23 protein-coding genes are annotated in these 24,980 nt (G+C 60.3%); 13 read left to right on the forward strand and 10 right to left on the reverse strand.

The window, feature by feature from the left end:
* Positions 1-5: 5 nt before the first annotated feature.
* On the reverse strand, positions 6-1,454 hold the full coding sequence (locus KM295_RS07675) for a DUF7289 family protein (protein WP_256029363.1): 1,449 nt from the start codon (positions 1,452-1,454) through the stop codon (positions 6-8).
* Positions 1,455-1,575: 121 nt separating this feature from the next.
* Between KM295_RS07675 and KM295_RS07680 the strand changes: the two genes are divergently transcribed.
* Positions 1,576-1,806, forward strand: a complete 231-nt coding sequence (locus KM295_RS07680; protein WP_256029364.1) for a DUF7385 family protein — start codon at positions 1,576-1,578, stop codon at positions 1,804-1,806.
* Here KM295_RS07680 and KM295_RS07685 read toward each other — a convergent pair.
* Positions 1,803-2,006, reverse strand: a complete 204-nt coding sequence (locus tag KM295_RS07685; RefSeq protein WP_256029365.1) for a hypothetical protein — start codon at positions 2,004-2,006, stop codon at positions 1,803-1,805. The genes KM295_RS07680 and KM295_RS07685 overlap by 4 nt on opposite strands.
* Before the next feature lie 97 nt (positions 2,007-2,103).
* Here KM295_RS07685 and KM295_RS07690 point away from each other — a divergent pair, with 97 nt between their 5' ends.
* The 3 genes from KM295_RS07690 to KM295_RS07700 all read left to right on the forward strand — a co-directional run bounded on the left by KM295_RS07690 (position 2,104) and on the right by KM295_RS07700 (position 4,844).
* Complete coding sequence (locus tag KM295_RS07690) at positions 2,104-3,327, forward strand: hypothetical protein (RefSeq protein ID WP_256029366.1); 1,224 nt, start codon at positions 2,104-2,106, stop codon at positions 3,325-3,327.
* A gap of 68 nt (positions 3,328-3,395) precedes the next feature.
* Positions 3,396-3,758, forward strand: coding sequence for a DUF6908 domain-containing protein (locus KM295_RS07695; protein WP_256029367.1), 363 nt, complete (start codon positions 3,396-3,398; stop codon positions 3,756-3,758).
* Between the two features lie 111 nt (positions 3,759-3,869).
* Positions 3,870-4,844: an NAD(P)-dependent oxidoreductase gene (locus KM295_RS07700; RefSeq protein WP_256029368.1), complete on the forward strand. Its 975-nt coding sequence runs from the start codon at positions 3,870-3,872 to the stop codon at positions 4,842-4,844.
* Between the two features lie 121 nt (positions 4,845-4,965).
* Here the strand turns inward: KM295_RS07700 and dph2 are convergent, their stop codons facing one another.
* Complete coding sequence (dph2, locus tag KM295_RS07705; protein WP_256029369.1) at positions 4,966-6,021, reverse strand: diphthamide biosynthesis enzyme Dph2; 1,056 nt, start codon at positions 6,019-6,021, stop codon at positions 4,966-4,968.
* A 115-nt stretch (positions 6,022-6,136) separates the two neighbouring features.
* Between dph2 and KM295_RS07710 the strand changes: the two genes are divergently transcribed.
* From KM295_RS07710 to KM295_RS07725, 4 genes are all read left to right on the forward strand, one after another.
* On the forward strand, positions 6,137-6,466 hold the full coding sequence (locus KM295_RS07710) for a PAS domain-containing protein (RefSeq protein ID WP_256029370.1): 330 nt from the start codon (positions 6,137-6,139) through the stop codon (positions 6,464-6,466).
* Positions 6,467-6,532: 66 nt separating this feature from the next.
* Positions 6,533-7,360: an MBL fold metallo-hydrolase gene (locus tag KM295_RS07715; protein WP_256029436.1), complete on the forward strand. Its 828-nt coding sequence runs from the start codon at positions 6,533-6,535 to the stop codon at positions 7,358-7,360.
* A 153-nt stretch (positions 7,361-7,513) separates the two neighbouring features.
* A complete protein-coding gene (locus KM295_RS07720; RefSeq protein WP_256029371.1) occupies positions 7,514-8,914 on the forward strand; it encodes a coiled-coil domain-containing protein in 1,401 nt (466 codons plus the stop codon).
* A gap of 48 nt (positions 8,915-8,962) precedes the next feature.
* Complete coding sequence (locus KM295_RS07725) at positions 8,963-9,835, forward strand: phosphoribosyltransferase HisG-related protein (protein WP_256029372.1); 873 nt, start codon at positions 8,963-8,965, stop codon at positions 9,833-9,835.
* A gap of 172 nt (positions 9,836-10,007) precedes the next feature.
* Here KM295_RS07725 and KM295_RS07730 read toward each other — a convergent pair whose 3' ends face one another.
* Both KM295_RS07730 and KM295_RS07735 read right to left on the reverse strand, forming a co-directional pair.
* A complete protein-coding gene (locus KM295_RS07730; protein WP_256029373.1) occupies positions 10,008-11,042 on the reverse strand; it encodes a tyrosine-type recombinase/integrase in 1,035 nt (344 codons plus the stop codon).
* A complete protein-coding gene (locus KM295_RS07735; RefSeq protein WP_256029374.1) occupies positions 11,032-11,448 on the reverse strand; it encodes a DUF5805 domain-containing protein in 417 nt (138 codons plus the stop codon). Before KM295_RS07735 ends, KM295_RS07730 begins: the two co-directional genes overlap by 11 nt.
* A 1,669-nt stretch (positions 11,449-13,117) precedes the next feature.
* On the opposite strand from KM295_RS07735, the gene KM295_RS07740 reads away from it, so the two are divergent.
* The gene (locus tag KM295_RS07740; protein ID WP_256029375.1) at positions 13,118-15,484 is read left to right on the forward strand and encodes an AAA family ATPase; all 2,367 of its coding nucleotides are present in this window, start codon (positions 13,118-13,120) and stop codon (positions 15,482-15,484) included.
* 74 nt (positions 15,485-15,558) lie between these two features.
* Here the strand turns inward: KM295_RS07740 and rdfA are convergent, their stop codons facing one another.
* The 4 genes from rdfA to KM295_RS07760 all read right to left on the reverse strand — a co-directional run bounded on the left by rdfA (position 15,559) and on the right by KM295_RS07760 (position 19,627).
* Entirely contained in the window at positions 15,559-16,320 is a 762-nt protein-coding gene (gene rdfA, locus KM295_RS07745; protein ID WP_256029376.1) for a rod-determining factor RdfA, read from the reverse strand.
* 255 nt (positions 16,321-16,575) lie between these two features.
* The gene (locus tag KM295_RS07750; protein ID WP_256029377.1) at positions 16,576-17,667 is read right to left on the reverse strand and encodes an ADP-ribosylglycohydrolase family protein; all 1,092 of its coding nucleotides are present in this window, start codon (positions 17,665-17,667) and stop codon (positions 16,576-16,578) included.
* A 103-nt stretch (positions 17,668-17,770) separates the two neighbouring features.
* Positions 17,771-18,565, reverse strand: a complete 795-nt coding sequence (locus tag KM295_RS07755) for an IclR family transcriptional regulator (RefSeq protein ID WP_256029378.1) — start codon at positions 18,563-18,565, stop codon at positions 17,771-17,773.
* Positions 18,566-18,634: 69 nt separating this feature from the next.
* Complete coding sequence (locus KM295_RS07760; protein WP_256029379.1) at positions 18,635-19,627, reverse strand: aldo/keto reductase; 993 nt, start codon at positions 19,625-19,627, stop codon at positions 18,635-18,637.
* Between the two features lie 191 nt (positions 19,628-19,818).
* On the opposite strand from KM295_RS07760, the gene KM295_RS07765 reads away from it, so the two are divergent.
* Both KM295_RS07765 and KM295_RS07770 read left to right on the forward strand, forming a co-directional pair.
* Positions 19,819-20,319: a gamma carbonic anhydrase family protein gene (locus KM295_RS07765; protein ID WP_256029380.1), complete on the forward strand. Its 501-nt coding sequence runs from the start codon at positions 19,819-19,821 to the stop codon at positions 20,317-20,319.
* Between the two features lie 133 nt (positions 20,320-20,452).
* On the forward strand, positions 20,453-21,649 hold the full coding sequence (locus tag KM295_RS07770; RefSeq protein WP_256029381.1) for a CaiB/BaiF CoA transferase family protein: 1,197 nt from the start codon (positions 20,453-20,455) through the stop codon (positions 21,647-21,649).
* A 97-nt stretch (positions 21,650-21,746) separates the two neighbouring features.
* Here the strand turns inward: KM295_RS07770 and KM295_RS07775 are convergent, their stop codons facing one another.
* On the reverse strand, positions 21,747-22,547 hold the full coding sequence (locus tag KM295_RS07775) for an enoyl-CoA hydratase/isomerase family protein (protein ID WP_256029382.1): 801 nt from the start codon (positions 22,545-22,547) through the stop codon (positions 21,747-21,749).
* Between the two features lie 255 nt (positions 22,548-22,802).
* Between KM295_RS07775 and KM295_RS07780 the strand changes: the two genes are divergently transcribed.
* Positions 22,803-24,413, forward strand: coding sequence for a thiamine pyrophosphate-requiring protein (locus tag KM295_RS07780; protein ID WP_256029383.1), 1,611 nt, complete (start codon positions 22,803-22,805; stop codon positions 24,411-24,413).
* Positions 24,414-24,533: 120 nt separating this feature from the next.
* A complete protein-coding gene (locus KM295_RS07785) occupies positions 24,534-24,962 on the forward strand; it encodes a universal stress protein (RefSeq protein ID WP_256029384.1) in 429 nt (142 codons plus the stop codon).
* Positions 24,963-24,980: the final 18 nt, after the last annotated feature.

A 24,980-nucleotide genomic window follows, 5' to 3' on the forward strand; every position in this document is an offset into this window, starting at 1 on the left:
CGCTGTCACTCCATCTCGATTTTGACACGGTTTTCGCTCACGTGCAGGTACTTCACCGTATCGAGGTCCAGATCGACCTCCAGATCGTCCATGCTGCCGTCGTGCGTAAACTCGCCGTTCTGGAAACAGAAGTCCTGGACGACGAGCGAACCAGTGACGTCGATGTTGCCGCCCCCGTCGCCGTCACACTCGTTGTCCCCCTGATCCCCACTCAAACTCGACTTCGGCGCGTAAATCCCCCCGACGTATGTGAAACTCCCGGTGATCTGTATCTCGGACGTGTCGGAGTGAACGTACGTGAGGAACTGATCGGGCTCGCCGTCCGTGTTGACGTTGTAACTGCCGCTCAGTTCGATGGTGTCGTCCGTTCGCACATAGAGGGTCGCGTTCCCCCCGCCAGTGACCTCGAAATCGAGTCCGTCATCGGTCCACTCGTCGGTATCGTTTACGATGATATCGACGTCGTCGCCGCTGGAGGTTTCGATCGTGTTGACCCCCTCGAGGTCCTCCACGTCTTCGGTGTAGTAGGGGCCACCGTCGAGCGTGTCGGATGAGATGGAACTGCAGCCGTCCGGGAGACACGCCTCGATCCGTTCTTCGATGCGGCTGCTCGCCGAGGGGGCTGTAACCCCTTCCCTGTAGCTCGATATATTTACTTTCTCTTTGCCGTTCCCGTTGCTCGTATCTTCGATCGCCGTCGCCGTCACCGCCGCGCCGAAGACCGGATCGAAGGCGACCGAGAGATCGACGACGACCGTGTCCTCGTCGCCCCCCTCACAGGTCTGATCGAGTCCTCCCTGGGTCCGTTCGCGGAAAAAAGACTCCCAGCCGCGACAGTACTGGCTCTCGATCTCGACGTAGACCGTCCCGTTCGTGAGCGGGTTGACGAACGTTTCGTCCGCGGTGGCGTTCGGGTACAGCGAGCGCCCGTTCGCGTCGGCGGTGACCCGTCCCCGGACGTCGCCGCTTGCGGTCCCGTCGCCCGTGACGTTTATGATGGGAAACGTCAGCGTGTCGGCCCGGTAGTGGTACTCCGGCGGCGATACCATACGGGTGAACCCGTCGGTTCGGTCCCAGACGCCGCCGCCCTGATACGCGATTTCCGTGTCGCCGTTTCGATAGATCATCGCCCCCATCGAAACGTTCCCGACGTATATCCGCTCGCCCGACCGGTTGGCGTACACCGAGACGTTCCCCGCTCTGTCGTCGATCCGGACGTTACCCCCTGAAATTCGACCCAGCGAGAACCGCTGGGCGCCCGATTCGCCGAGCCCGACCAGGCTGGCCTTCGAGCTGAACTGCGCCATCGCGTTTTCCGCCTGGGATCGCTCGGCTGTCCCACGAGTGTCCTCGAGTACGACCCCGCCGGTCGAGAGAAGCGCCGTCACCGCGGCGACCGTGATCCCCAAAAGGAGTATCACGCCGAGCGGGCTGGAGACGCCACGGTCACTCATTATCCAATCTTTCGATCTCCCCGGACATCAACGCCCGGACCGACTCAGTGTTCGAGTTCATGCCGGACGGTCGAAAACAACGCCCCGCGAGATTGAAGAGGATCGGCCCTGTGGTTTCCGTATGGATCTCGATACCGACGAACTTCTGGCGTCGTTGACGCCGCGCGAGGAGAACCCCGCGATCAAGACCTACCAGAACACCGTCTCGGTCGCCTGTCCGGCGTGTGAAAAACCGTTCGACGACCTCGTCGTCTGCAAGCAGAACCCGACGAGCCTCAATCTCTCGAAACAGCTCGATCTCTGTGTCGGCGTCGAGGACGAGCGGGCGTTCATCTTCACGCACAAACCCTAATCGGTCGATTCGCCGTCGGCCCACGGGCCGACTCCGAACAGCCGGCCCAGCGCCCAGCCGAACAGAAGCGGGAGCACGATCGCGAGCCCGACGATCCCGACGTACCGGACCGGCGGCGCCTGCAGCGCCAGATAGAGGAGATAGATCGAGCCGAGGACCGGCCACGCGTTCCGGAGAACCGCCCGGAAACCTTCGAGCATGGCTGACACTCGTCCCGGCTTTCCCTCAACGTTCCGGTGGCGGCGTGGGGACTGTGGCCGTACGAATATTTAATATCCGCCGTCTAATGGGAACCGTATGGATACCTTACGGAGGGTTGGGCTGGTCGCCCTGGGGGTCCTCCTCTTTGTCGCGCTCCTTGCGGGCAACGCGGCCGTCGCGTTCGATCGGACGGCGCTCGATTCCGAGTTCGCACAGGACAAAGCGGAGGAGACGGGACTCTACGGTGGCCTCGCCGAAGAGCTCCGTGCCGAGATCAGCAGCGGGGGCGGAGCGGCGGGCTCGGAGTGGCCTCTCGAGCGCTCCCGAACGGAGCTTCTTCGGGCCGCGCTCACCGACGAGTACGTCAGATCACAGGGCGAAGAGAACATCGACGTGATGTACGCGTATCTTCACGGCGAACGTTCGGAACCCGCCCTCGGCTTCGATACGGATCCGCTGAAAGAGCGGATGCTCACCGAGGTCCGGAAGGACGCCGAAACGATCGATTTCGCCGACACAGACGTGCCGTTCGGGGCCGAGATCGAGCGGATGGCCGAGAGCCGGGACGCCTTCGAGGACCGCCGCGCCGAGTTCAGAGCCGAGCAGAAGGCCGGTATTCAGGAGCGAACGGAGCGGGAACTGAGCGATTCGGAACTGGAGGCACGACTCGATGAGTCGATGGACGACATCCGCGAGGAGATGCTCGCCGATATGGACACCCAGCTCGAAGGCGAGTTCGAGGGTCCGGAGGCCGAACTCGAAGACCCCGTCCGGACGCTCCAGACCGCCCGGATCGACGCCCTCACTGGCGAGATAACATACGAGGAGTACACCGAGAGCGTCGAAACCGCCCGCGGGAACTTCGCCGATGCCTTCGTCGGGATCGTCGAAGCCGGGCTGGACGAGGAGTTCCCCGAGACGATCGGTCCCGGCAACGAGATGGGGGACGCGGAGATCGAGACCCTCGAGACCGCCCGGACTGGCGTCTCGATCGTGAGTACGCTCTCGTTGGTGCTCCCTGTCCTCGCGGTTGTGATCGCCGGGGGGATCGGCTACCTCGCGCCCCGGTCGATAGCCGCCATCGAGATCGGCGCAGTCTCGCTTCTTGCAGGTGCGGTCAGCGCCGTCGGATCGACCGTCGCCGCCGGACGGTTCCGGGCAACCTTCGACGCCTCGAACGCGCCGCCGGGGATGGGCGAGTTCCTCGTCGCCTTCGTCACCGGAACCCTGAGCGCGGTGACGTGGCAGTCGGTATTGCTCGTGGTCGTCGGCGTCGTCGCCGTCGGGATCGGGCTAGCGATCCGGCGGGAGTATCTCTGACGCCGGCGGTTCCATCTCATCCCGACGTTTATACCGGATGGGGCAACCACGCACCGTAGAGCCAACGTATGGAGACAGCGAAAGCGATTCTGGGACACACCGGGGTCGGTTCGATCGACTCGATGGCCCCGAACGAACAGGTCACCGTCACGGTCGAGGGCTGTGAGGATCTCGTCTTCGAGAAAGTAGGGCCGACCCGGCTCAGCGTCGCTCACCGGACTACCGGACGGGGTTCGAACGCACGGGATCCGGAAATAGTCTTCCGGATCGAGGGCGACGCGTGGATCCCCATCGAGTGCGTACGGGGGGCGGCCGTCCGCCGACACGATGCGACCGGCCTCGATGTGGGACCGTTCCTACGGCAGTGGGACCGGCGACTCCGTCGGCAGGGGTTTCTTGAGGCGGCCGAGACGGATCACGGAACGCCGTGAAAACCGATCTCCGACCGTCCGAAGCCTTCCGAACGGTGGGACACTACCGATCCGGAGCAAATTTAACTGCCCTCGGAGATGGCCGGAGACGTCTATGACCGACCCCTATGTGTGCTGATCGATCAGGACGTCCAGCCCCGCGAACTGTTCGCGGGGACGCTCGATCGGCCAATCGAACTCGACGTCGTCGGCGATCTCGACGAGGACTGGCTGATCGAGGCGCTCGAGGGCATCGACGTGCTCGTGACGATATCCCGGCTGTCGGTGACGTACCGCGTCCTCGCGGCGAGTGACGTATCGATCGTGGCAAAGGTCGGGACCGGGATCGATAACGTCGATCTCGAGGCGGCCGCCGAAGCCGGGACTACGGTCGTGTACACTCCCGGGTTGAACGCACTCTCGGTCGCCGAACACGCGGTGACACTTCTGCTCGCAGTCAGCCGAAACCTGCGGCCCGGACGGCTGGCACTGGAGAACGGCCAGTGGCGCGACGAGCTGCCGAGCGCGATCCCGGTCACCGGCTCCACCTGCGGGATCGTCGGATTCGGGGTCATCGGGTGCCGGGTCGCGCGGCTGCTCGCCGGGTTCGATGCCGACGTTTTGGCCCACGATCCCTACGTCCACGAAGTCGATACCGACCTGACCGGAGCAGAACTCGTCGACTTCGAGACGTTGCTCGACTCGGTCGATTCGCTCGTCGTCGCCGCCGAACCCACCGACGAAACCAGAGGCATGATCGATGCTTCGGTTCTCGAGCGGCTCGACTCGGAGGCCATCCTGGTGAACGTGACTCGCGGGCCGGTCGTCGATACCGGCGCGATGATCGACGCGCTGGAGGCCGGCGAGATCGCCGGTGCGGGGCTCGACGTCTTCGAAGAGGAGCCCCTCCCCGCCGATTCGCCGCTGCTTTCCTTCGAGCAGGTCGTCGCCACGCCCCACATCGGCGGGTCGTCGATACGGGCCCGGTCATCGATCGTCGAGACCCTCGCCGGGCTCGTCGAGGACCACTTCGAGGGTTGGACGATCCCCGGACGTTTTCTCGCGGCCCGACCCGGGGAGGTCTGTGTCTCGCCGCCGGGGGAGTAACCCGCCACGGTAACTCCAGCCCGGAGCACGTTGACCCTCTACGGCGGGAAGTGTTCTCGTTTCGGGACGCGGTCAGGCCGCCGTCCGTCCCTCCGGCGTTTCGGTCGCCGGGTTCTTTTCTTTACCACGTCCCATGGAAGGTATCGAACGATAGGCTCTCGAGCGGTTTCTCGCCGATCGCGATCTCGTACTCACCGGGGGTGAGCATCGGCTGTTTGAACTGCGGTCCGTCGTCGGTCGTGATCCGCGGACAGCCGGTGTTGACGTAGGCGTCGAACCCGAAGTTCGTCAGCCGGTCTGGTGTGACCTCGTCCATCGTCAACAGATACGCGTCGTCGTTCTCCTCGACGATCTCCTCGGCGACGTCCCACCGGCCCTGCCCGATCTTCGTACAGAAGATGACGCCCCATTCCTCGGATCCCATCGCCCGGTGGACCGCGCCGTAGCGCTGTTTCATGAACTTCTCCGTGTCGGCGATCTTCACGACGTTGTTGACAGGGTCGGCGATGATCACCTTCTTCTCGGGGTGTTCCATCGCCAGCCCGAGCGGGTGGAACTTCCCGCCGCCGACATAGAGGATCTGATCGGCGTCTACGTCTGCGGAGGCGTAGTTACAGCCGAGTACCTGTCCCTCGTGGGTCAGCCGCTCATCGCCACGACGGGTCTCGACGGCGTAGCCACGGTCCTCCAGCCACGAGCGCATCTCGTCGAACTTGTTCATGTGCTGGGCGGTCGTGACGAGCCCGACGGCCTCTTGCTCATCGGGATCGGACAGCTCCGCGAGCGACTCCTCCATGATCGGCGTCACGTCGACGTTCGAAAACAGCGGCACGTATATGATCTTCTCCGATTCCTTCATCGGGGAGTGACCGAAGTGGACGAAGACGTCCGTCCGCCGCATCATGTAGGTATCGAGATCACAGGCGCCGTAACAGGGTTGTCCGGAGATCAGGACGTTCGTATCCGCGGGCAACAGCTCGCGGAGGTCGTCGGCGACCCGGCCGGCGCGGCGTTTCAACCCTTCGGGGAACTGCAGTCCAACCTTTTTTGCGCTCCGCTCCTCGACAGCCTCGACGATGCGGTCGAGTTCGTAATCCCATGTCCGCTCGTGTTTGAGCGCCATCCCCGTGTTTCGTAGATCACCCTCGGTCCGTTCGACGTCCGAATCGTGGCTCATTAGATCCAGTTGGGTGCCGCAGCGTAAAACGGCCGCGCTTCAGGGCCACACTTTCCAGGAACACCGTGACTCCCCGGTACGAATCCTTTTGATTTCTCCTGCCGTTTCCCCGTCTATGAGTGCAGCGCCGACCGCCGACCGTCTTTTCGGTGCGGTGTTCGAGGGAACCCTCGACGCGCTGCTTTTGGCTGACGATGACGGGGCATATGTCGATGCGAACGAGGCCGCGACCGATCTGTTCGGCTCTTCACGCGAGGTGCTGCCCGGGCGGTCGATCGCCGAGTTCTATCTCCATCGCCCCGACGGGCAGATCCGGACCGACGAGTTCGTCGCCAGTATCGACATCCTCCCGGGGACCCACCTGTCGGTGCTCAGAGACGTCACCGAACGGGACGAAGCGAACGCCGAATCCGTCGGAGTTCCGGACAGGATGGGATTGATATAGCGGCGGAGGATTTATTCTCCCGGGCGAACCGTCCGCCTTTTAATGGCTCCGGTCGCAGTGATCGCCATGACCGTTCATTCGGACTGGGGAGATTGGCTGCCGCGAGCTGTCGCCGACGCCGATCCTGACGGCCTCGCCCTGTGGTATCTCGGCTGTAATGGCTTTATTCTGAAAGCCGCCGACGGGACGACCGTCTTCATCGATCCGTATCTCGGGACCGGCGATCCGCCGCGAACCGTCCGGATGATCCCGATCCCCTTTGCCCCTGAAGACGTCGTCGACGCCGACGCCGTGCTCGCGACCCACGAACACACCGACCACACACACGGGCCCTCGCAGGCGCCGATCCTCGAGAGGACGGACGCGACTTTCTACGGTCCGGACGCCGCCGTCGATATCGCCGACGGTTGGATCGACGGGTACGGCCTCGACGCCGACGACATCGTCGGCATAGCCGAGGGGGAGACGTTCGATGTCGGCTCGCTTTCGATCCACGTCGAGCCGGCGTACGATCCCGACGCCGAGACTCCGGTCTCGTATGTCGTCGAACACGACGCGGGGACGTTCTTTCACGGCGGCGACGCACGCCCCAGCGAATCCTTCGAGGCGGTCGGTACGCGATACGATATCGATCTCACCGTCGGCGCGTTCGGCTCCTCGGGTATGATCCCCGACAAGGAGACCAGAGAGCCCGCCTACACGAAGTGGTATGCCGACGAAAACGCCGTCGCAGAGGCGGCGAACCAGCTCCGGGCCGACCGGCTGGTGCCGACACACTGGGACGTCTGGAAGGGACTCACTGCCGATCCCTGTGCTATCCGGGACCATATTCGGGGATTCGATCACCCTCGCCGGCTCGAGATCCTCGAGATCGGGGATCGGACGGACCTCTGATCCGCCGCCGACGGTTTCCCACCGGGTACGTAACGTGTTTCCGGATCGAACGCCGAAGTATCGCCGCTCCCGACGGCCTGAGTCCCTTCAGCGACCGACTCGGCTGTCCGACCTGTCGCGTAACTTTATTTATGACCGATCGAATTACTCTGTATGACCGACGCCGACCCCGAGGAGATCGCGACGGTGGCCAGCGATGGCGTCACCGTCGAGAAGTCGTTCGAACCGGACGATTTCCCCGTCCCGGCGATCGCTTTTCGGATCCGTTCGGAGCGCGATACCGACGTTTCCGTCCGGCTCGCCGACGTCGTCCCGGACGATGTCGCGCCCGAGAACATCGGCTTCCACCCGAAGTACGGCGCGGAGTTTTGGGATGTCGAGGACGGACGGATCGTCTTCCAGCGGACCCTCGCCCCTGGAGAGGAGTACACGACCGTCTACGGACTCCGCGGCGGGGACGCCGACACTGCGGCCAAGTTTATGAGCGAGCCGACGCTCGAGTCCGTCGATCCCCCGCGAGGTGCCGGCGACGAGAGCGACATCGACGCCGCCCTCGATGCCGCCGAGATCGGCGACGTAACGCCGCCGGATCGCGATTCCGCCGAACTGGCTCTCTCCGGCGAGACGCCGCCCGCCGAGCCCGTCGGATCGACCAACGGCTCCGTTGACGCCCCGGACGTGCTCGGAATCGACGACGCGACCGAAGCCGAATCCCGGTCCGAGTCGGCGCCGCCGACAGCTGATGCCCCCGAGGAACGTATCGAGGAGGCCGACACCGGCTCCGGTGGGACCGACAAAGGATCGGTTGACAAGTCGCCAACACACGCCGATTCCCCGGCGGGTGCAGAACCCCGGAGCGAACAGGGCTCTCTGGTTTCGGAGCTAGCTTCGGAGATCCGGGAAGGGGATGTCGACGATGACGATCTCATGGATCTCCGTGACGCCCTCGGGCTCGATCTCGCCAGCGCGAGCGTCGAGGCGCGGATCGAACATCTCCAGTCCAGTGTCTCGGACCTGGAGGCTTACACCGACGCGATGGAGGAGTTCATCGACGAAGAGGGCGACGCCCGAACGCTCATCGCCGAAGCCAGGGACGGCTATGAGGAGACAACCGACCGGCTTGAGGAACTCGAGACGGAACTCGAGGGGCTCCGTTCGGACCTCGATAGACGCCTCGATTCGATCGACGAACGGATCGAAGAGACCATCGACGGGGAACTGACGGCGATACGGGCCGATATCGAGTCGGTCGAAGAGCGGATCGATACCGAAGCGGACGAACGGATTGACCTCGAATCCGACATCGAAGCCCTCTCGACGGAACTCGCGGAAGTCGCGGAGATGCGGGATCGGCTGACGAACGCCCTGAGCGGGCTCTCTGGTGGAGCCCCATCGGACGATGCCGTCGACGTGACTGCCGATAGCGACGTGGTTGGCGACACTGATGCCGCCGCCACCGACGAACCGCCTGCCGATCCGGGTTCGCCAACGGAAGAAAGCGGAACGGAGGAGACGGAGACCACCGTCGACGGCGAGAGAGCCGACGAGGACTGAGCGATACAAACCAGTCCGGTTTTATTTACGGCCCGTCTCGTTCCGGTAATGACGACGATTCGCGTCGCCGTTCCGCGAAAGGGCCGGCCCCTCGAGGTGGTTCTGGATCGGCTCGCGGCCGTCGCCGGTATCGAAGAACTGGCCGATACGATCATCTCTACGCTCCGTTACGAGAAGGCCGTCACGAAAGACCGACAGACTGCCGGCGAGGACGTATACGATCGGCTCCTTACCTACAGCGGTACCGACCGGTACACCCCGGAGTATACCCTGTTACGCGATACCCGGCCGGGATACCCCCGACGGATTGTTTTCGACTCGTTGTGTGTCGATCTCGGTGAGTACGACCTCCAGCTCGTCGGTCGCGAGGAACCGTTCCGGGCGCTCCGGAAACACGCGTTCGCGTTGGGGTTCGACAGCGCCGATCTCGTTCTCGAGGAGGTCGTCGGTATCGAATCCGAACCGCTGTCCTCTCTCGATCAACTTAACGACCGGATCGATCCCCACGACACCGACGTCCGCGTCGTCGAGGGGCTCGGGGACACTGTCGATCACACGCTGCTTTCGACGCCGGACGTCGCCACTGCCCCCGATCGGTCGTTCCTCACGGATTACGAGGGACCGCTCTGTATCTCGCCCCGATACGAACGACTGGTTCGGGCGGTCCTCGGCTCCGACGTGATGGAGGGGATCTCGTTCCGGTATCCCGGCGGTCGCGAAGAGGAAGCCGCCATCGCCTCGGTCGGCATCGGGGTCTATCTCGCCGTCACCGGCTCGACCGCCCGCGATCACGGCCTCGAAGTCGGGGAACGGCTCTTCCCGAGCGAGACGGTCCTATTGGAGAACCCCGCCGAACGCAACGATGCCGTCACGAGCGTCGTCGATCTGCTTCGCGGCGAGATCAGCGCGGCGGCCCGGTAGCCTTCGGCTCGTCGGCCTGTCCCTCGCGGTCCTGTGTTCTTTGATCCAAGCGATAGCTACCGTCTCCGCCCGGCGATTTGATATAGCGTTATACAGTTTATGCGAACGAAATAAAACGGAATTTTCTGCCTCGGTGTGAAGTCGATTCCCGAAAACGACCGCTTCAGTTCACTCAGAGCAACCGGTATATGCTCGCCTCGTAGGTGCTCCGCACCCTGTCACCCCAGTTGTGGGTGTAGGTGTCGATGATGTCTGTAGCGACGTCCCCACGGAGGTACTTCACGATCCCCCGATCTCCCGTCCGATCCCTGAGATGTGTCGTAAAGAAGTGCCTGAAGTAATGGGGGGTGACGTTCTCGGCGGCGTCGCCGCCTGTCCGGTACCAGCCGCGTTCGCTCGCCCGCTTTGTGACGACATTTCGGACCATCGACGGTGTCAGACGCCGTCCCCACTCGTCAGTCGAAACGAAAAGCGGCGACGCCGTTGTCGTCGTATCGGGGCGTATCGCTAGCCACGCCTTCAGCAGGCGTTTCAGCTCGGTATCGACCGGAATCACCGTCGAACGCTTCCGTTTGTTCGATGCGGACCGCTCTTGGCCGTTGTATTCTTCCCCCCGCGTCGGCTCGCTTGGAACGTATAGAGAGTCCGGCCGGCCGTCCAAGGCCCCACGGTGGGCGGTCGAGTAGGCCGAACGGACGTCGCTGTCGTCGAGATAGAGGTCCCGGAGATCGAGGTTACAGCACTCCCCGACCCTGATTCCCGTCTTCAGAAGCGTCCCGATCACCGCCCGTTCGAGCGGATGACCCACGTCACTGAGAAACGACCGCATCTCCGGAACGGAGATCTCCCGGCGTGTCGGATCCGTCTGGATCGATTCGTCCATCTCCTCGGTGACGAGCGCCATCGGGTTGGCCTCGAATGCCCCCACCTGGCTCATGTAAGCGTAAAACCGATGAACGTAGGCGGCGTACGATGCCACAGTACTGCCGGCGTGGTCGGCCCGAAGCGTGTGGACCCACGTCATGCAGTCTCGTCGATCCGCTTCGGCGAGCGTCGTCTCACGCTCCTGCAGGAACGACTCGAAGCCGCGCAACACACGTTCGTATGCGGATCGGGTTCGTTCGGTCCGCCCGTGAAACGTCATCTCCTGAAGGAAGTACGCGATCGTATCCTCGCCCGATGTCCCGCGTTCCACCTCAGCGTTCATCGTCCACCACCGTGTACCCGCCGTGGCGGCCGCTGTATCTGATCCGGTCGTTCGCCTGGAGTTCGTCGAGAGTCTCTTCGAGCCGTTCTTCGATGTCGTCTGTCACTCCGGCGAGCAGCGTGTCCCAGTCGGCGAACTCCGACTCGCGAAGAACGTCGAGTACGCGCTCTTTGAGCCCTCCGACCCCTGGGGTTGCGTCCCCCAGACCGGCCTGGTCGGTATTCTCGCCATCAGTATTTAAATCATCGCCGTCGGTATATAATTCGAATCCGCGCCGTCCCGCCTGTACCATCGTCCGGACGAATTCCGCCTGGCTCATGTCGAGCGCTTCGGCATCCGTCCGCCAACGATTCCGTTGGCTCTCGGGCACGTACGTTTGTACCGAGACACGTTCGTCGCTACTCATGTACAGGCCTTCGGAACGTCAGCATATCAAAGTACGTCAGACACGGCGATAAAGGCCCTTATCTCTCGAGTTACATCCCTTCTCTCGCTAAATCCGGCTTATATCAATACTTCTAGGTTAGGTATGATAGCGATTACTTCATGAATATTCATATACAGATCGGGCAGGAGATCGGATTTTGTGTTCCGGTGGTGAGTGTCGACCCCGTGTTCGGTTTCTGGCCGGAAAGCAACCAAGACCGGATTGAAAATTCAGATCGTATCGGCGAGGTGATCAGATCGTTTTTGCTCGAGTCGGATCGTATCATCAAAGCGTATAGTGTTCAAGTGACTCACAGGTATCGAGCTATTCACCGTTTCGATGGTGCGTCTGTCAGATCGCTCCATAGAGTCGTGTACATCCTTGTACGCTCCCCCGCAGAGAATTGTAGGTATAAATCCGACAAACCCATTCCGAGCCGTCATTACCATCCGAAGCATCACCACGTAGCGCTTCGAATTGAAACCATGTTGGATAAAATCGCAAGACAGCAGCTCAACAACAGTATACTACGCATGAGCGGTCTTCGTATTGTCCTGTCCGCATCGATGGTCCGACTGCTCTCCTAACTGCTCCTATACGTGTGATAAGCATTCCCTCGGTTGTGCGAGTGACAGTATGGCAGTTGTATAAAATACCGGAAACGGTATTCTGCTGTCCTTTCCTCGTTCCCACTCGATCGATAAGGTCTACGGTAGGGAAAGTCCTCCGAAGCCAGTCCTCCTAGCCGATCCGGTATTGACTCCGGGATCAGTCTTTATTAGCGTCTTTCGTCGGGACAGTCATGGAAAGAGCGTTTTGACGATTCGGATCTGTTCGTTCCGATATCCCCTCACTCGGGCAGAAAAATCGCGCGGTGTCGGTCGATTTGGGTTCTGGTCCGCCGTCCGACTGTCTCTCCCCCAATATATAAATCATATGCTGCTATATCAATACTGCTGCGGCAGTTCGTTCGTCAGGCGGGGACGACAACCGTCGTTTCAGCTGGCATCCTTGACAGGCGGATACGACTGGGAGCCTCGAGGGCCTCACACGCTGGCAGCGTTTCGTTTCCCCCGAGTCTGAGGAAGGCCCGTATCTGATAGTAGCCGAATCTGACCGAGGTGGTTAAGCACTGGATAACCGAGGTATTCACTATCCTACCTTTCTACATATATTTGTTCTGTAATCTTGGCTTAGGTATATTCGGTATTAACAATATTCGCTAAATTATCTAATTAGTGTATATTATACTGGCTGATACAAAGCTATTTCAGCTTATATTTCAGATATATTCTGAACTATCCTTGTATTGACTCTATACAATAAAACGCCAGAAGATCTATGTAGTATGAAAAGTCGAAAAATCGTATCGTTTGCATGGACTTATAATCCGTCCGTTGCCAGATCTCCTCTGGCGTGGAATGACTTTGAGTATAATAATTTTGATATATAAATCAAATATACTACTCATAATACACATACTTTTACACAGATACAAACATCGGACTCCATCACTGAAACGGGTACCCGCGTTTCATAATATCCCGTCATTACGCCCGCTGAGGCCCGTCTCCCCATAGCTGATAAACACTGTCGCATATGTAGGGTAGCTTTTATCAGACTCCATTTCTACTGGACACGTGAGACGATGAACGATACGAATGGTGTGGCGGGAGAACGTCTCGAGAGGAGGCTGGATTCGGGGGCGGACGCACTCCAGTCGGGCGAGGAGATGCAGGTCAGCATCGAGAACATCGGCGGGATCGCACACGCAGACCGCACGCTTACGCCGGGTATTACCCCGTTGGTCGGTGAAAACGCGACGAACAGGACTTCGTTTTTGACTGCACTCATGGCCGGGCTCGGCAGCGAGCGCGACGATCTCGTATCAGTGAATACCGAAACGGAGCGTGACGAGGGTACGATCGAATTACACGTCGACGATAACACCTTCACGCGAGTTGTATCGACGGACGAGACGGGACGAACCGTGATGACCGGAAACCCGCTCGTAAAAGAAAGCGACACGGCCGAACTGCTCGATCTCTATGCGTTTCTACACGGCGAGAACGAGGTTCGGGAGACGGTCGAATCGAGCGGAGAGCTTTACGACGTTCTGATGCGGCCCGTAGATACTGATAAAATCGAACGGGAAAAAAGCAATAGAAAGAAGCGTAGAGAGGACCTCGAACAGCAATTAGCCGAAATCGAAGAGGCCGAAGACGAGATCCTCGGGGTCGAGCGGAAGATCGAACGGAAACAGGAGCAACGTGAGACGCTGTGTAAAGAACGCGACGAGATCCAGGATCGGATCCAGTCACTGGAAGACGATCTCAGTTCGGTGCGCAAACAGGAACGATCGGAAACCAGCGAGCAACTAGAAGACCTCGAAGAGAGCAGACGAAAGATCAAGGCGTCGATCGCCGATTTGGAGGACGACAAAGCGAGACAGACTTCCCGCCTGAATCGGTTTGAGCAAGCACGTAAGCGTCAGCTAGAAGAATTACAGTCGCTGCTTGATGACGCCGAGGAGGTCCTCCGTGACGGTCGAGAGGACTCCACCGAGTTAGAAGAGGCGCCGAGCGGTTCGAACGACCCGGACAGCCGTGCCGGAAAATACCACAGTCATCTCGATACTCTGGTCACATCGCTACGAGGCGAGGTCGAGACGAGAAAACAAAAACAACGCGAGGTGGGGCGTGAGAAGCGCCAGATACAACAGTTTCGGGCGAACGTCGACGATCTGATCGATGTGGCGGAACAAGCCGCCGACGAGGAGATCAAGCTACAAACCTTTGCCGAAGAGACGCTCTCTGACGATGTTCTCGACGGGCCGATCACGATCACGGGCGGCACCTCAGAACCGGAGAACGATCGAGGGAATTCGAACACTCACCCCACTGACGAACTAACGGAGCCGGACGGATATTCAGGCGGCGGTTCCGGACAGTGTCCCGTGTGTGGGCAGCCGACCGAGGAGGGAATGATTAACGACGTAACGCGTCAGTACCAGTCGATACGCACGGAGTTGACTGACGAAATACATCGGCTTGACGACAGGATCGACTCCCTCGAGGACGACATCACGACCGAGGAGAGACGAATAGACAGAATACGAGATCTGAAGGAAGGGTTAGATAGCGTCCGGGGCGAACTGGCGGGATTGGACGGGAAGATCGAGGACGAAAGAGAAAAACTGGAAACGTATCGCGAACGCATCGACGAGAAACGGGAGGAGCTAGAGGGGATCGAAACGAGACTGAACGAGATCGCACTGGAGGGAGACGCCGGTGTGGGTTCGGGTTCGAACGAGCGTAAACAGGAGATCGAATCACTGCAGGAACAGATAAGCGCGTGCAACGAGCAACTCGGCGAAAAAAAGAGCGAAATAAACAACGTGGAGGCGGAACTCGAAACCCTCGAATCAGAGTGCGACGAGCTGCGATCCCGGATCGATCGAAAAGAACGCATCGAAACCGAGCTAGAGCAGGTAGAGCGGGAGTTGGACGATCTATTGGGGATCGTAAGCGAGAAAGAACACGCACTGACAGAACGGTTTAACGACCATATGGAACTGGTCGTCGATCGGCTCGGGTTCTCGAACGTAGAACGCGTCTGGATCGAACACATAGAGAGTACCGCGAGGAACGGGACGAGCCTCGATAAAACAGGTCGGTTCGAGTTGCATATCGTCCGGAAACGCGAATCCGGGGCCACATACGAGTGTAAGCTACAGCATCTCTCGGAGAGCGAACGGACGGTGATCGGGCTGATCCTCGCGTTGACCGGATACCTGGTACACGATGTGGCTGACGTGTGTCCGGTGGTGGTTCTCGACAGTATCGAAATGATCGATGCGGAGCGGGTGACCGCCTTTCTCTCGGTACTCGAGGACCTGGTCGAAAGCCGGTGGAACCTCGTCGCGTTGCTCCCCGAATACGTAACCGATAGCACGGATGTTCTCGCCGAGGACGTACAGGAGTTTACCAGTCAGGGCGAGGTCACGATCCGGTAACGACAGGCCGGAATCCAATACACGTCCCGTCTATGATATCGGCCGGTAGTAGTCCGAATCGCCGACTTTCGGTGTCACGAGTGTCGTGACCGAGAGGATGATTCCGCTGTTGGTCCGTTTCCGGACGTCGTTTCGGATTCGGATTCGTCCGTATCGAGCGTCTCGCGATTCCCATCGGTCGGGAGATCGCGAGTGTGCTCGTCGCATTCGGTACAGCCCTGGTTGTCGATGTATTCGATCGCGGAGTGTCGGGCGCCGCATTTCGGACAGGAGACGTTGAACTCGACGAAGATTTCGGGGGTAGATTCCGGCAAGAGATTTCGGTTCCGGAGCGGTTCGAACCGGTCCTGGAGGTAGCGAGCGTACTTGTCCCGCATCTCCCGGATCGTCTCGGTTTTTTTCGCCCGGGCTTGTTCCGCCGTTAGATCCGGCCGTTCGCGTGGTGACTCGGCCTCACGTTGTTCCTTCAGGTATGAATGGAGTGTGACATAACTCACGAGATCCTTCCTCAGCCTCTCGGGGTCGATATCGCTCTCGCTCAGCCAATTTTGGAACTCGACGACGTCGGTGGCGTTCACACGGTCGTGCTCGGTCGCATCGGACACACCGGTCTTGAGGATCTGTGCGATCTTCTCCGGTGATTGGGTGACCGGGAGGTACCCGTCCGTTCTCCGTTCGATCGTTCGTTCGACGATCTTCGCGTTGAGCTCGGAAGTGAGTTCACGCACGGACTTTCGCCTGGCAGGATCTGGGTGTGTCCAGCGCCGTTCGAGTTCTTCTCCGTAGTCCCCGAGACCGTATTCCGAGAGAAGTTCACTGACTTTTTCACCGGCCATACGCCTGTCTACGGAAGCTGGATTTGTTAAAGTACTGTTCGGTCGATCGGGAGAAATTCAATACCGTTACGGACGATTCTAGGGAGGCTAAACAGTTCGAAACCAATTGACGACTACAGGGAAGGGAATGGTTTGGGGTGGCGGCATAGCAACTTTAACAACTATGGTTGTTAAAACTTAACTGTGGCCTCTAATGGGACATTTTCGAACCGAACTGTCGGCTCCCTCCTCCCGATCGGGAGACCGAGGTACCGCTCAGTCAGTATCGCCGAGTAATCGTTCGAGTTCCCCACGCCGGGTCGCGGCCTTTCGGTATTCGCTTTCGATCGAATCTTTCAGCCGATCGGCCATGGTCTCGAAATCCGCGTCGGGATCGTCCTCCAGTTCCTCGAAAAAGTCCCGGTTGCTCTCTTCACACTGCGTTTTCCAGCCAGTTCTGATCTCGGAAGCGCCGTGGAGGGCGCCAGCGATGCTTCCTGTAACCGTCGCGACGGCGTCGCTGTCACGGCCGTAGTTTACCCCCTCGATGATCGAACGGTTGACGTCCCCGTCACAGAGGGCAAGTATCGCAACGGCGGTCGGGACGGTCTCGATCGGGCTGGCGCTGAATAGCTCGCCTGCACCGTATCTCTCGCGATCCCACTGCACGCCCGGCCACTGCCAATCGAGAAACTGATCGTACAACGTTTCGACCAGCTCGTCGACCGACTGGGACGTTTCGGCGAATCCGAGCGCTATATCCATCCCGCGTTCGATGATACCTGTCGACTGTTCCATCATCGTCCCGACGACAGATCCGATCGTGGCCTCCGGCGTAACCGCCTCGGCGATACCGGCCGCCACTGCCGCTGACGCGTGGCGATGGGGACTCTCCTGCATCATCGATGCGATCGTCAGTCCGTCCTGGTAGGCCTGCTCGGGGTTGGCGGCGTTGACGATCCCGATCGGTGTAACGGCTCCGGTCATCTTGTTGTCCGGGATGGTGCCACGGCCGGTATCCCACGGGTTGACCCCGGCGCTTATCTTTTTGACCACGATCTCCTCGTTGATCCACACTCTGTCCGGATTGAGATGCTGTCGTAACACTTCGGCGAAGTCTGGGGGATACACGCGTCCCTCGGCCTCTACGACGGCCAAACAGAGATAGTGACGCAGTGCGGTATCGCTCGTGATCGAACCCGGATCTGTCTTCGAGTAGGGCATGTAGTACTGCTTGAACTCCTCGAGCGTCCCGTACTCCTCCTCGATGCGCTCGTGTGTCCACCCCTCGACTGGCGCCCCCAGGGCGTCTCCTACTGCTCCGCCGATGAGACAGCCGTAGACCGCGTCACCGAGAGTGTGTGTCATACGAACGACCATACAGTGTGTTCACATAGTCGTTACGCCGACCGGGGCAGAAAGGCGGTGCGTTCGCATCGTGTTCAACGATATCGAACAGATTCGGGATGCTTCAATCGGTCTCGTTCAGATTATCGCTTACAACCCGGGCCGTGTCCCTGACCCTGCTCGCGATCTCGTCGGAATGCCGTCGGGCCTTGGCGTGCATGTACGGATCCTCGATCTGACTGTCAACATTAGTGATACCGATCGCCCCGACGACGCCATCAGATGTATCGATGATCGGACTCGCGATACTCGCGATGCCCTCCTCGAATTCCTCAGAGCTATACGCGAACCCGACCTGCCGAACCGCGGATAGTCGATCCTCGAGGGCTTCCCTGGTGGTAATGGTACTTTCGGTACGTGCGGGGAGGCCGGATTCAGAGATAACGGTATCGAGCGTCCCCTCGGACAGATAGGCGAGAATAGCCTGCCCGTACGCTGTACAGTGTAATTCAGCCTGCTTGCCGAGGGCCGTCGATAGACTCCCGATCTGTGAACCTTCCGAGCGGTATAGCCAGACGAGTTTGTTCCCCTGTTTGACCGCAGCATGGGCGACGCCGCCGATCTCCTCTGTGAGTTCGTCGGCTGGCTCCTCAACGATACCGCTGAGCCGATGTTTCCGGAGTGCGAGGTCACCGAAGCGCGCCATCCGGAGGCCGAGACGTAGCCCCTCCTCGTCGCGGATCACGTATCGTCCCTGCTGTAACGTCTGTAAGTGATAGTGGACAGTACTCCGGGAGTACTCGACCTCGTTTGCGATGTCGGTAACGCTCGGCTTCTCGCTCTCCGCTATCGCGTCAATAATGTCGAACGCCTTCTGTGTCGATTTGATCTTCTTTTTCGATGTGTTATCACTGCCCATGCTTGACGGTTGTACCTCCTCCGTAATCAAGCTACTGTGTTCTATACTGTTGATATCTTTCCGGGGCTACTACTCGTGTCCGTCGATCCCTACGGGACCGTACGGCTCCTCGAGATACTCGATGTCGCTATCGGAGAGATCGATCTCCAGCGCCGCGACTGCCTCTTCGAGATGCTCGACGCTGGTCGTTCCGATGATCGGCGCGTCGACGGCGTCCTGGTGTAAGAGCCACGCGAGGGAGATCTGTGCCATCGTCGCGTCCTTTCGGGTCGCGATCTCCTCGACACGTTCGTTGATCGTGTCGCCGCCGTTCGCACGGTACGTATCGATCCGGTCGGCAAAGCGGGTGTTGTCCATGTATTTGCCGCGGGTGGTTTCGATGAACTGCTCGTGTGGTCGGGTGAGATACCCGCGGGCCAGGGGACTCCACGGGATAACGCCGATCCCCTCCCGGTTACAGAGCGGGATCATCTCCCGTTCCTCTTCGCGGTAGACGAGATTATAGTGGTTCTGCATCGAGACGAACCGTTCGAGTCCGAGCCGGTCGCTGGCGTGGAGCGCGCTGGCGAACTGATGTGCCCACTGGGACGACGTTCCGATGTATCGCACATCGTTCCGACGTACGGCGTCGTTCAGCGCGCGAAGCGTCTCCTCGATCGGCGTCCCGTAATCCCACCGGTGGGTCTGGTAGAGATCGACTGTTTCCATACCGAGACGGCCGAGGCTGTTCCGGAGTTCCTGATCGACCGTCTTGCGCGAGAGCCCTGTCTCGTTGGGATGGGGATCCGACGAGACGGGGTTGTACACCTTCGTCGCCACGACCAATTCGTCGCGGTCGTACCCCTCGAGGGCGGTTCCCAGTACACGTTCGGATTCGCCCTCCGAGTACATGTTCGCGGTATCGAAGAAGTTGATACCCAGATCGATCGCCCGTTCGATGATCGGAAAACTCTCCTCTTCGTCCAGTACCCAGTCCCGCCAGTCGCTCGATCCGAAGCTCATACAGCCGAGACAGATACGGCTGACTTCCATCCCGGTATCGCCGAGTGTCGTATACTCCATACCGGCCCGATCGAACGGGCGGATATTAATACGTTTGCTCAGCGATCCCTCCGGGAGTGCTTCGAACGGAGCCGACTTCGATGCGTGGGCGGTCGTCGGGTTCTCGTGTCTCCCGATTCGGATACGGGACGGGGCCGTCGCCCGCCCGATCGACAGGTGGTTATAAGTTCTTGGGAGTGGCTCACGGTGGTATGGAACGATCCATCAGAAATGCGAGACCGGTATCGGCGGATTCGGCGTTCGTCTCGGAGATGTCGTATCTCGTCGGCGACGTCACCGTCGAGGAGGACGCGAGCGTGTGGCCGTTCGTCTGTTTACGCGGCGATGGAGGTGGTGTCAAGGTCGGCAAGGGAACGAACGTACAGGAGTTCTCGATGATCCACGGCGCGACGCTCGGCGAAAACGTCACGGTCGGTCACAACGTCGTGGTCGATTACGCCGAGATCGGACACGATTCCCTCGTCGGGATCCACAGCGCCGTCCTCGAGGGGGCGACAGTCGAGCCGAACTGTCTCGTCGCGTCAGGTTGTCTCGTCAACCACGATCAGACGATCCCGGAAGGGCACATGGCATACGGTGTGCCCGCCGAAACGAAGCCGCTGACCGACGAACACCGGGAAGAAATCGAACGGATACAGGAACATTACGTCGAGTTGGGTGCGGAGTACAGGGAAGCGGGGACGCTCGAATAGCCGGTTCCTAACCCTCTATTCCCGGTTTTATTACCTAAGACCCGACACGAGCAATACGCTCCGGTTTAGACTACCGATCAGAAACCACGAAGGCAAATCTTCTTTATACGGGGGCTCACAGACAGGAACGTATATGACACAAGGATCACTCGAGCATGTCACCGTTATCGACTTCTCTCGGTTTCGTGCAGGCCCCTGGTGTACGAACATCCTCGGTGAGCTCGGTGCCGAGGTAATCAAAGTCGAGCGACCGGGCGTCGGCGACGCGGAACGTCACAGCTTCCCCGAACAGGGAGGGATGGGGGTCAGCTTCATCCCCAGAAACCGAAACAAAAAGAGCGTCACGATCGACATGAAAACCGACGAGGGACGACAACTCGTCGAGGATCTGATCGCCGAAGCGGATGTCCTCGTCGAGAACTTCAGCCTCGGTGTCCTCGAACGTCTGGGGCTCGGATACGAATACCTCTCCGAGGAGGTCAATCCGGGGCTCATCTACGCGTCGGTCAAGGGATACGGGGAGAAAGGCCCCTACAAGGACCGGAAGGGCGTCGATCTAGTCATGCAGGCGGAAGGGGGACTGATGAGTGTAACCGGAACCGAGGACGGTGAAGTCGTCAAGGTCGGACAGGCGATCGGCGATATCGGTGCCGGCCTGTTCACGACCATCGGCATCCTCGCCGCGCTGAACCACCGCGAACGAACGGGCGAGGGACAGAAGGTCGAAACGAGCCTCTTCGGGACGATCGTCTCGTTCATGGAAGAGTACCTTACGATGTACGGTATCAACGGCGAGAACCCCTACCCGCGCGGAACCCGCCATCAAACCGGCGTCCCGTACGAACTATTCGAGACCGCCGACGGACAGATGGTCATCAACGTACCGGCTCGGCGCTGGCAGGAGTTCGCTACGGACGTACTCGAGGCGCCAGATCTCGCGGAGTACGATACACAACAGAAACGCCAGGAGAACTACGAGGAGATCATGACGGTCCTCCGGCCCACACTCAAAGAGCGGACGACCGATGAGTGGCGTGAGGTCCTCGATGAGATCGGGTGTCCGAACGGGCCGCTCAACGAGGTAAGCGACGTCGTCGAGCACCCACAGGCGAAAGAGCGCGGGTACGTCTTCGAGTACGACGACCCGAACATCGGTGAGGTGATGATGCACGGCCATCCCTTCCATCTCTCCGAGACGCCCAAGAGCATCCGTTCGGGGCCGCCGCTTCTCGGTGAACACACCGGCTCCGTTCTGCGTGATAAACTCGGGCTCTCAGACGACGAACTACAGACGCTGCTCGAAGAGGACGCGATCGCCGGTGATATCTGACGCGCGGACACCACAGTATCGCCCCATCCGGGGACTACGAAGGACCGTTTCTGGATAACTGCCTCAGAATACCGGGGAAAAAGAGGGGGCGACGCCGTCAGTAGCCTTCGAACTCCGGTTCGCGGCCTTCCATGAACGCCTCGACACCTTCCTGGTGATCCCGGCTGTCCTCGGCCTCCTGTTCGAGCGTTTCGGCCCAGACCTTTTCGGCGTCCGTCAGGCTGTCTTTGTCCATGAGTGCACGGATGATCTCTTTCATCCCGGTGAGCGAAAGCGGCGCGTTGCTCGCGATCGTCTCGGCCATACCGTACGTTCGCGAATCGAGCTCTTCCCGCGGAACGACGTCGTTGAGCAGGCCCATGTCGTAGGCCCGATCGGCGTCGATAAACTCCGCGGTGAACAGCAACTCCTTGACGTTCGATGGCCCGACGTGGGCCATGATCTCCCCGATAGCCTCCCCGCCGTAGATCATCCCGAGTTTGGCCGGCGTGATCCCGAACTGCGCGTCCTCGACGGCGATCCGGAAATCACAGGCCGCGATCAGATGCATCGAACCGCCGAACGTCCCGCCGTTGATCCTCGCGATGACCGGGTAATCGAAGTGCTTGACCCGATCGACCATCTCGTCGAAGCCCACCTCTTCACCTTCCACGTCCGGTCCCTCCACACCTCCCTCGTAATTGCGCTGGTGATACGAGATATCGAACCCCGAACTGAACGCTTTCTCGCCTGCGCCGGTGATGACCAGACAGCGGACGTCGTCGCGTTCCTCCAGTTCGCGGACGGCATCGGTTATCTTCGCGAGGAGCGGCGGCCCGAGCGCGTTTCGCTTCTCGGTGTTGTCGATCGTGAGTGTCGCTACCCGATCGTCGACGTCTACGTGTACCTCTCCAGCCATACGCGTATCTGTCGCGTTTCGACTATTTAAAACCGCAGGAAATTCGGCCATTTAAACCCGCGGGGAACCGCCGGGGATCCCCGACGGTCGGGAAAGCGATCGGACACCGGGGTGGGGTCAGAATCAGGACCAGGGCCGGGTTCGAAGCCCGGAACGAGGTGTCGGCCTGGGACGGCCAGCAACCTTTCTCTGAGGCCGCAGACGGACGAAAGAACCAATCATATTATATGCTTCTGTGAAGAATCGAGTCTCTATATGGATGTCACAGAAACGATAGCCCAGGCACTGAAAGCGGAGGGCGTCGAATACCTCATCGGGTTCCCGAGCAACCCGCTTTTCGATCAGGACGCTGCGGAGGCGGTCGGCATCCGGCAGATCGTCGTCCGGCAGGAGCGAACCGGCGTTCACATGGTAGATGCGATCGGTCGTCTGACCTCCGGTGAGGGGATCGCGGCCTTCGCCTGCCAGCACGGTCCCGGGACCGAGAACGCCATCGGGGCTGTGGCGCAGGCCTACGGGGAATCCGCGCCACTCGTCGCGATTCCGGCGGGCTACGACGAACGGAAAACCGACGTCGAACCGAAGTTCAACTCGCTGCTCAACTACCAGCACGTCACCCAGTCGGCGGAGCAACTGACGGACACCGACGCGGTGGACGAGACGATGCGGCGTGCGTTCAGCAACGGGAAAAACGGTCGGCCGGGCCCGGCGCTCGTGGAGGTCCCGAAGGACGTCTTCCACCAGGACGTCGAGGAGTTCGACTACAAACCGGCTACCACGAGCACGCCCGGTCCGGATCCGGCCGACATCAGCGAAGCAGCCGAGATACTGCTCGAGGCCGACCGGCCGGTCGTCTTCGCGGGACAGGGCGTCCATTACGCCCAGGGCTGGGATGCGCTCTTAGAGTTGGCCGAGACGCTCGAGGTTCCGGTCGGGACGAGTCTCAACGGCAAGAGCGCGTTTCCGGAGGACCACCCGCTATCGCTGGGCGCCGGGAGCAAGAGCGAACCCGGACAGCTAGCGCATTTCCTCCGGGAGGCCGACGTCATCTTCGGCGTCGGATGCAGTTTCACCCAGACCGCATACGGGATCACGGTTCCCGACGACAATACGGTCATCCACTCGACGCTCGACCCCGTCGATATCGACAAGGACGTCGAGGCGGATCACTCGGTCGTCGGCGATGCCCGGCTGGTACTCGAGTCGCTTGTCGACGAGATAGAAACGCGTCTCGACGGGGATTCCCCCGGGCGCTTCGACGATGTGGCCGCCGAAATAGACGAGGTACGCGAAGACTGGCTCGCGGAGTGGCGTCCGAAACTTACCTCCGAGGAGGAACCGATCAATCCCTATCGGATCATCCACGAACTCGACGGTATCGTCGACAAGGAGGACTGTATCGTCACCCACGATGCCGGTAACCCGCGTGACTTTCTCGCTCCCTTCTTCGAGGTGACGGAGCCGCTGTCGTACATCGGGTGGGGGAAAACGACCCAGCTCGGGTACGGACTCGGCCTCATCATGGGAGCCAAACTGCTCCACCCGGAGAAGCTCTGTATCAACGTCTGGGGCGACGGCGCTATCGGGATGACCGGGCTGGATTTCGAGACCGCGACCCGGGAGGACATCCCGATCCTCTCGATTTACTTGAACAACCGGGAGATGGCGTCCTACGATACCCCTTTCTACGGCGACTTCGCGGAGGTCGCCGAGGCGCTCGGCGGGTACGGCGAACGAATCGAGGATCCCGACGACGTCGCGCCGGCGCTGAAACGCGGTATCGAAAAGACCCGGGAGGGGACCCCCACGCTGTTGGAGTTCATGACGGCAAAGGAGACCGACCTCTCGCGTCCGGATCTCGAGTGAGACGTCCCGGGTCCGGAGTTTGAACCTCCGACCGGGCGAGCAGCCTTCTTCTCCGTTCTCTGTCGTATTTGTTCGACGGGATGGCACAAAATTTAATCGGGAGTCCCCCGAATCCCGGGTATGGTCATTGTCGCGGCGGTAGACAGATCGGAAAGCACGGACCGGATCGTTACACAGGGACGGAAGCTGGCGGAGGCGTTCACCGGTGAGTTACACGTCGTACACGTGTTGAGCCGGGGTGAACTCCGCGATATCGAGCGCGCGTCGTTCGAAACGTCGGGGGAGGCCGTCGAGATGGAGCGAATAAAAGAGGTGGCGAGAGAGATCGCCCGGGAGAGCGCCGCGGATATCGCACCCGACGCGACCGCTGTCGGTCTCGTCGGGGAAGCGGCGGAGGAGGTCACGGACTATGCGAGCGACCACGACGCGGAGTACATCGTCGTCGGCGGCCGAAAGCTGACCCCCGTGGGGAAGGCTATCTTCGGGAGTACGACGCAGTCGATACTCCTGGAGGCGGACTGTCCGGTCGTTGCCACGCTCCGGTCCTGATTCCGGCTACGTTCGGGA

Source organism: Natronomonas aquatica (assembly GCF_024449025.1).
Lineage (GTDB): Archaea > Halobacteriota > Halobacteria > Halobacteriales > Haloarculaceae > Natronomonas > Natronomonas aquatica.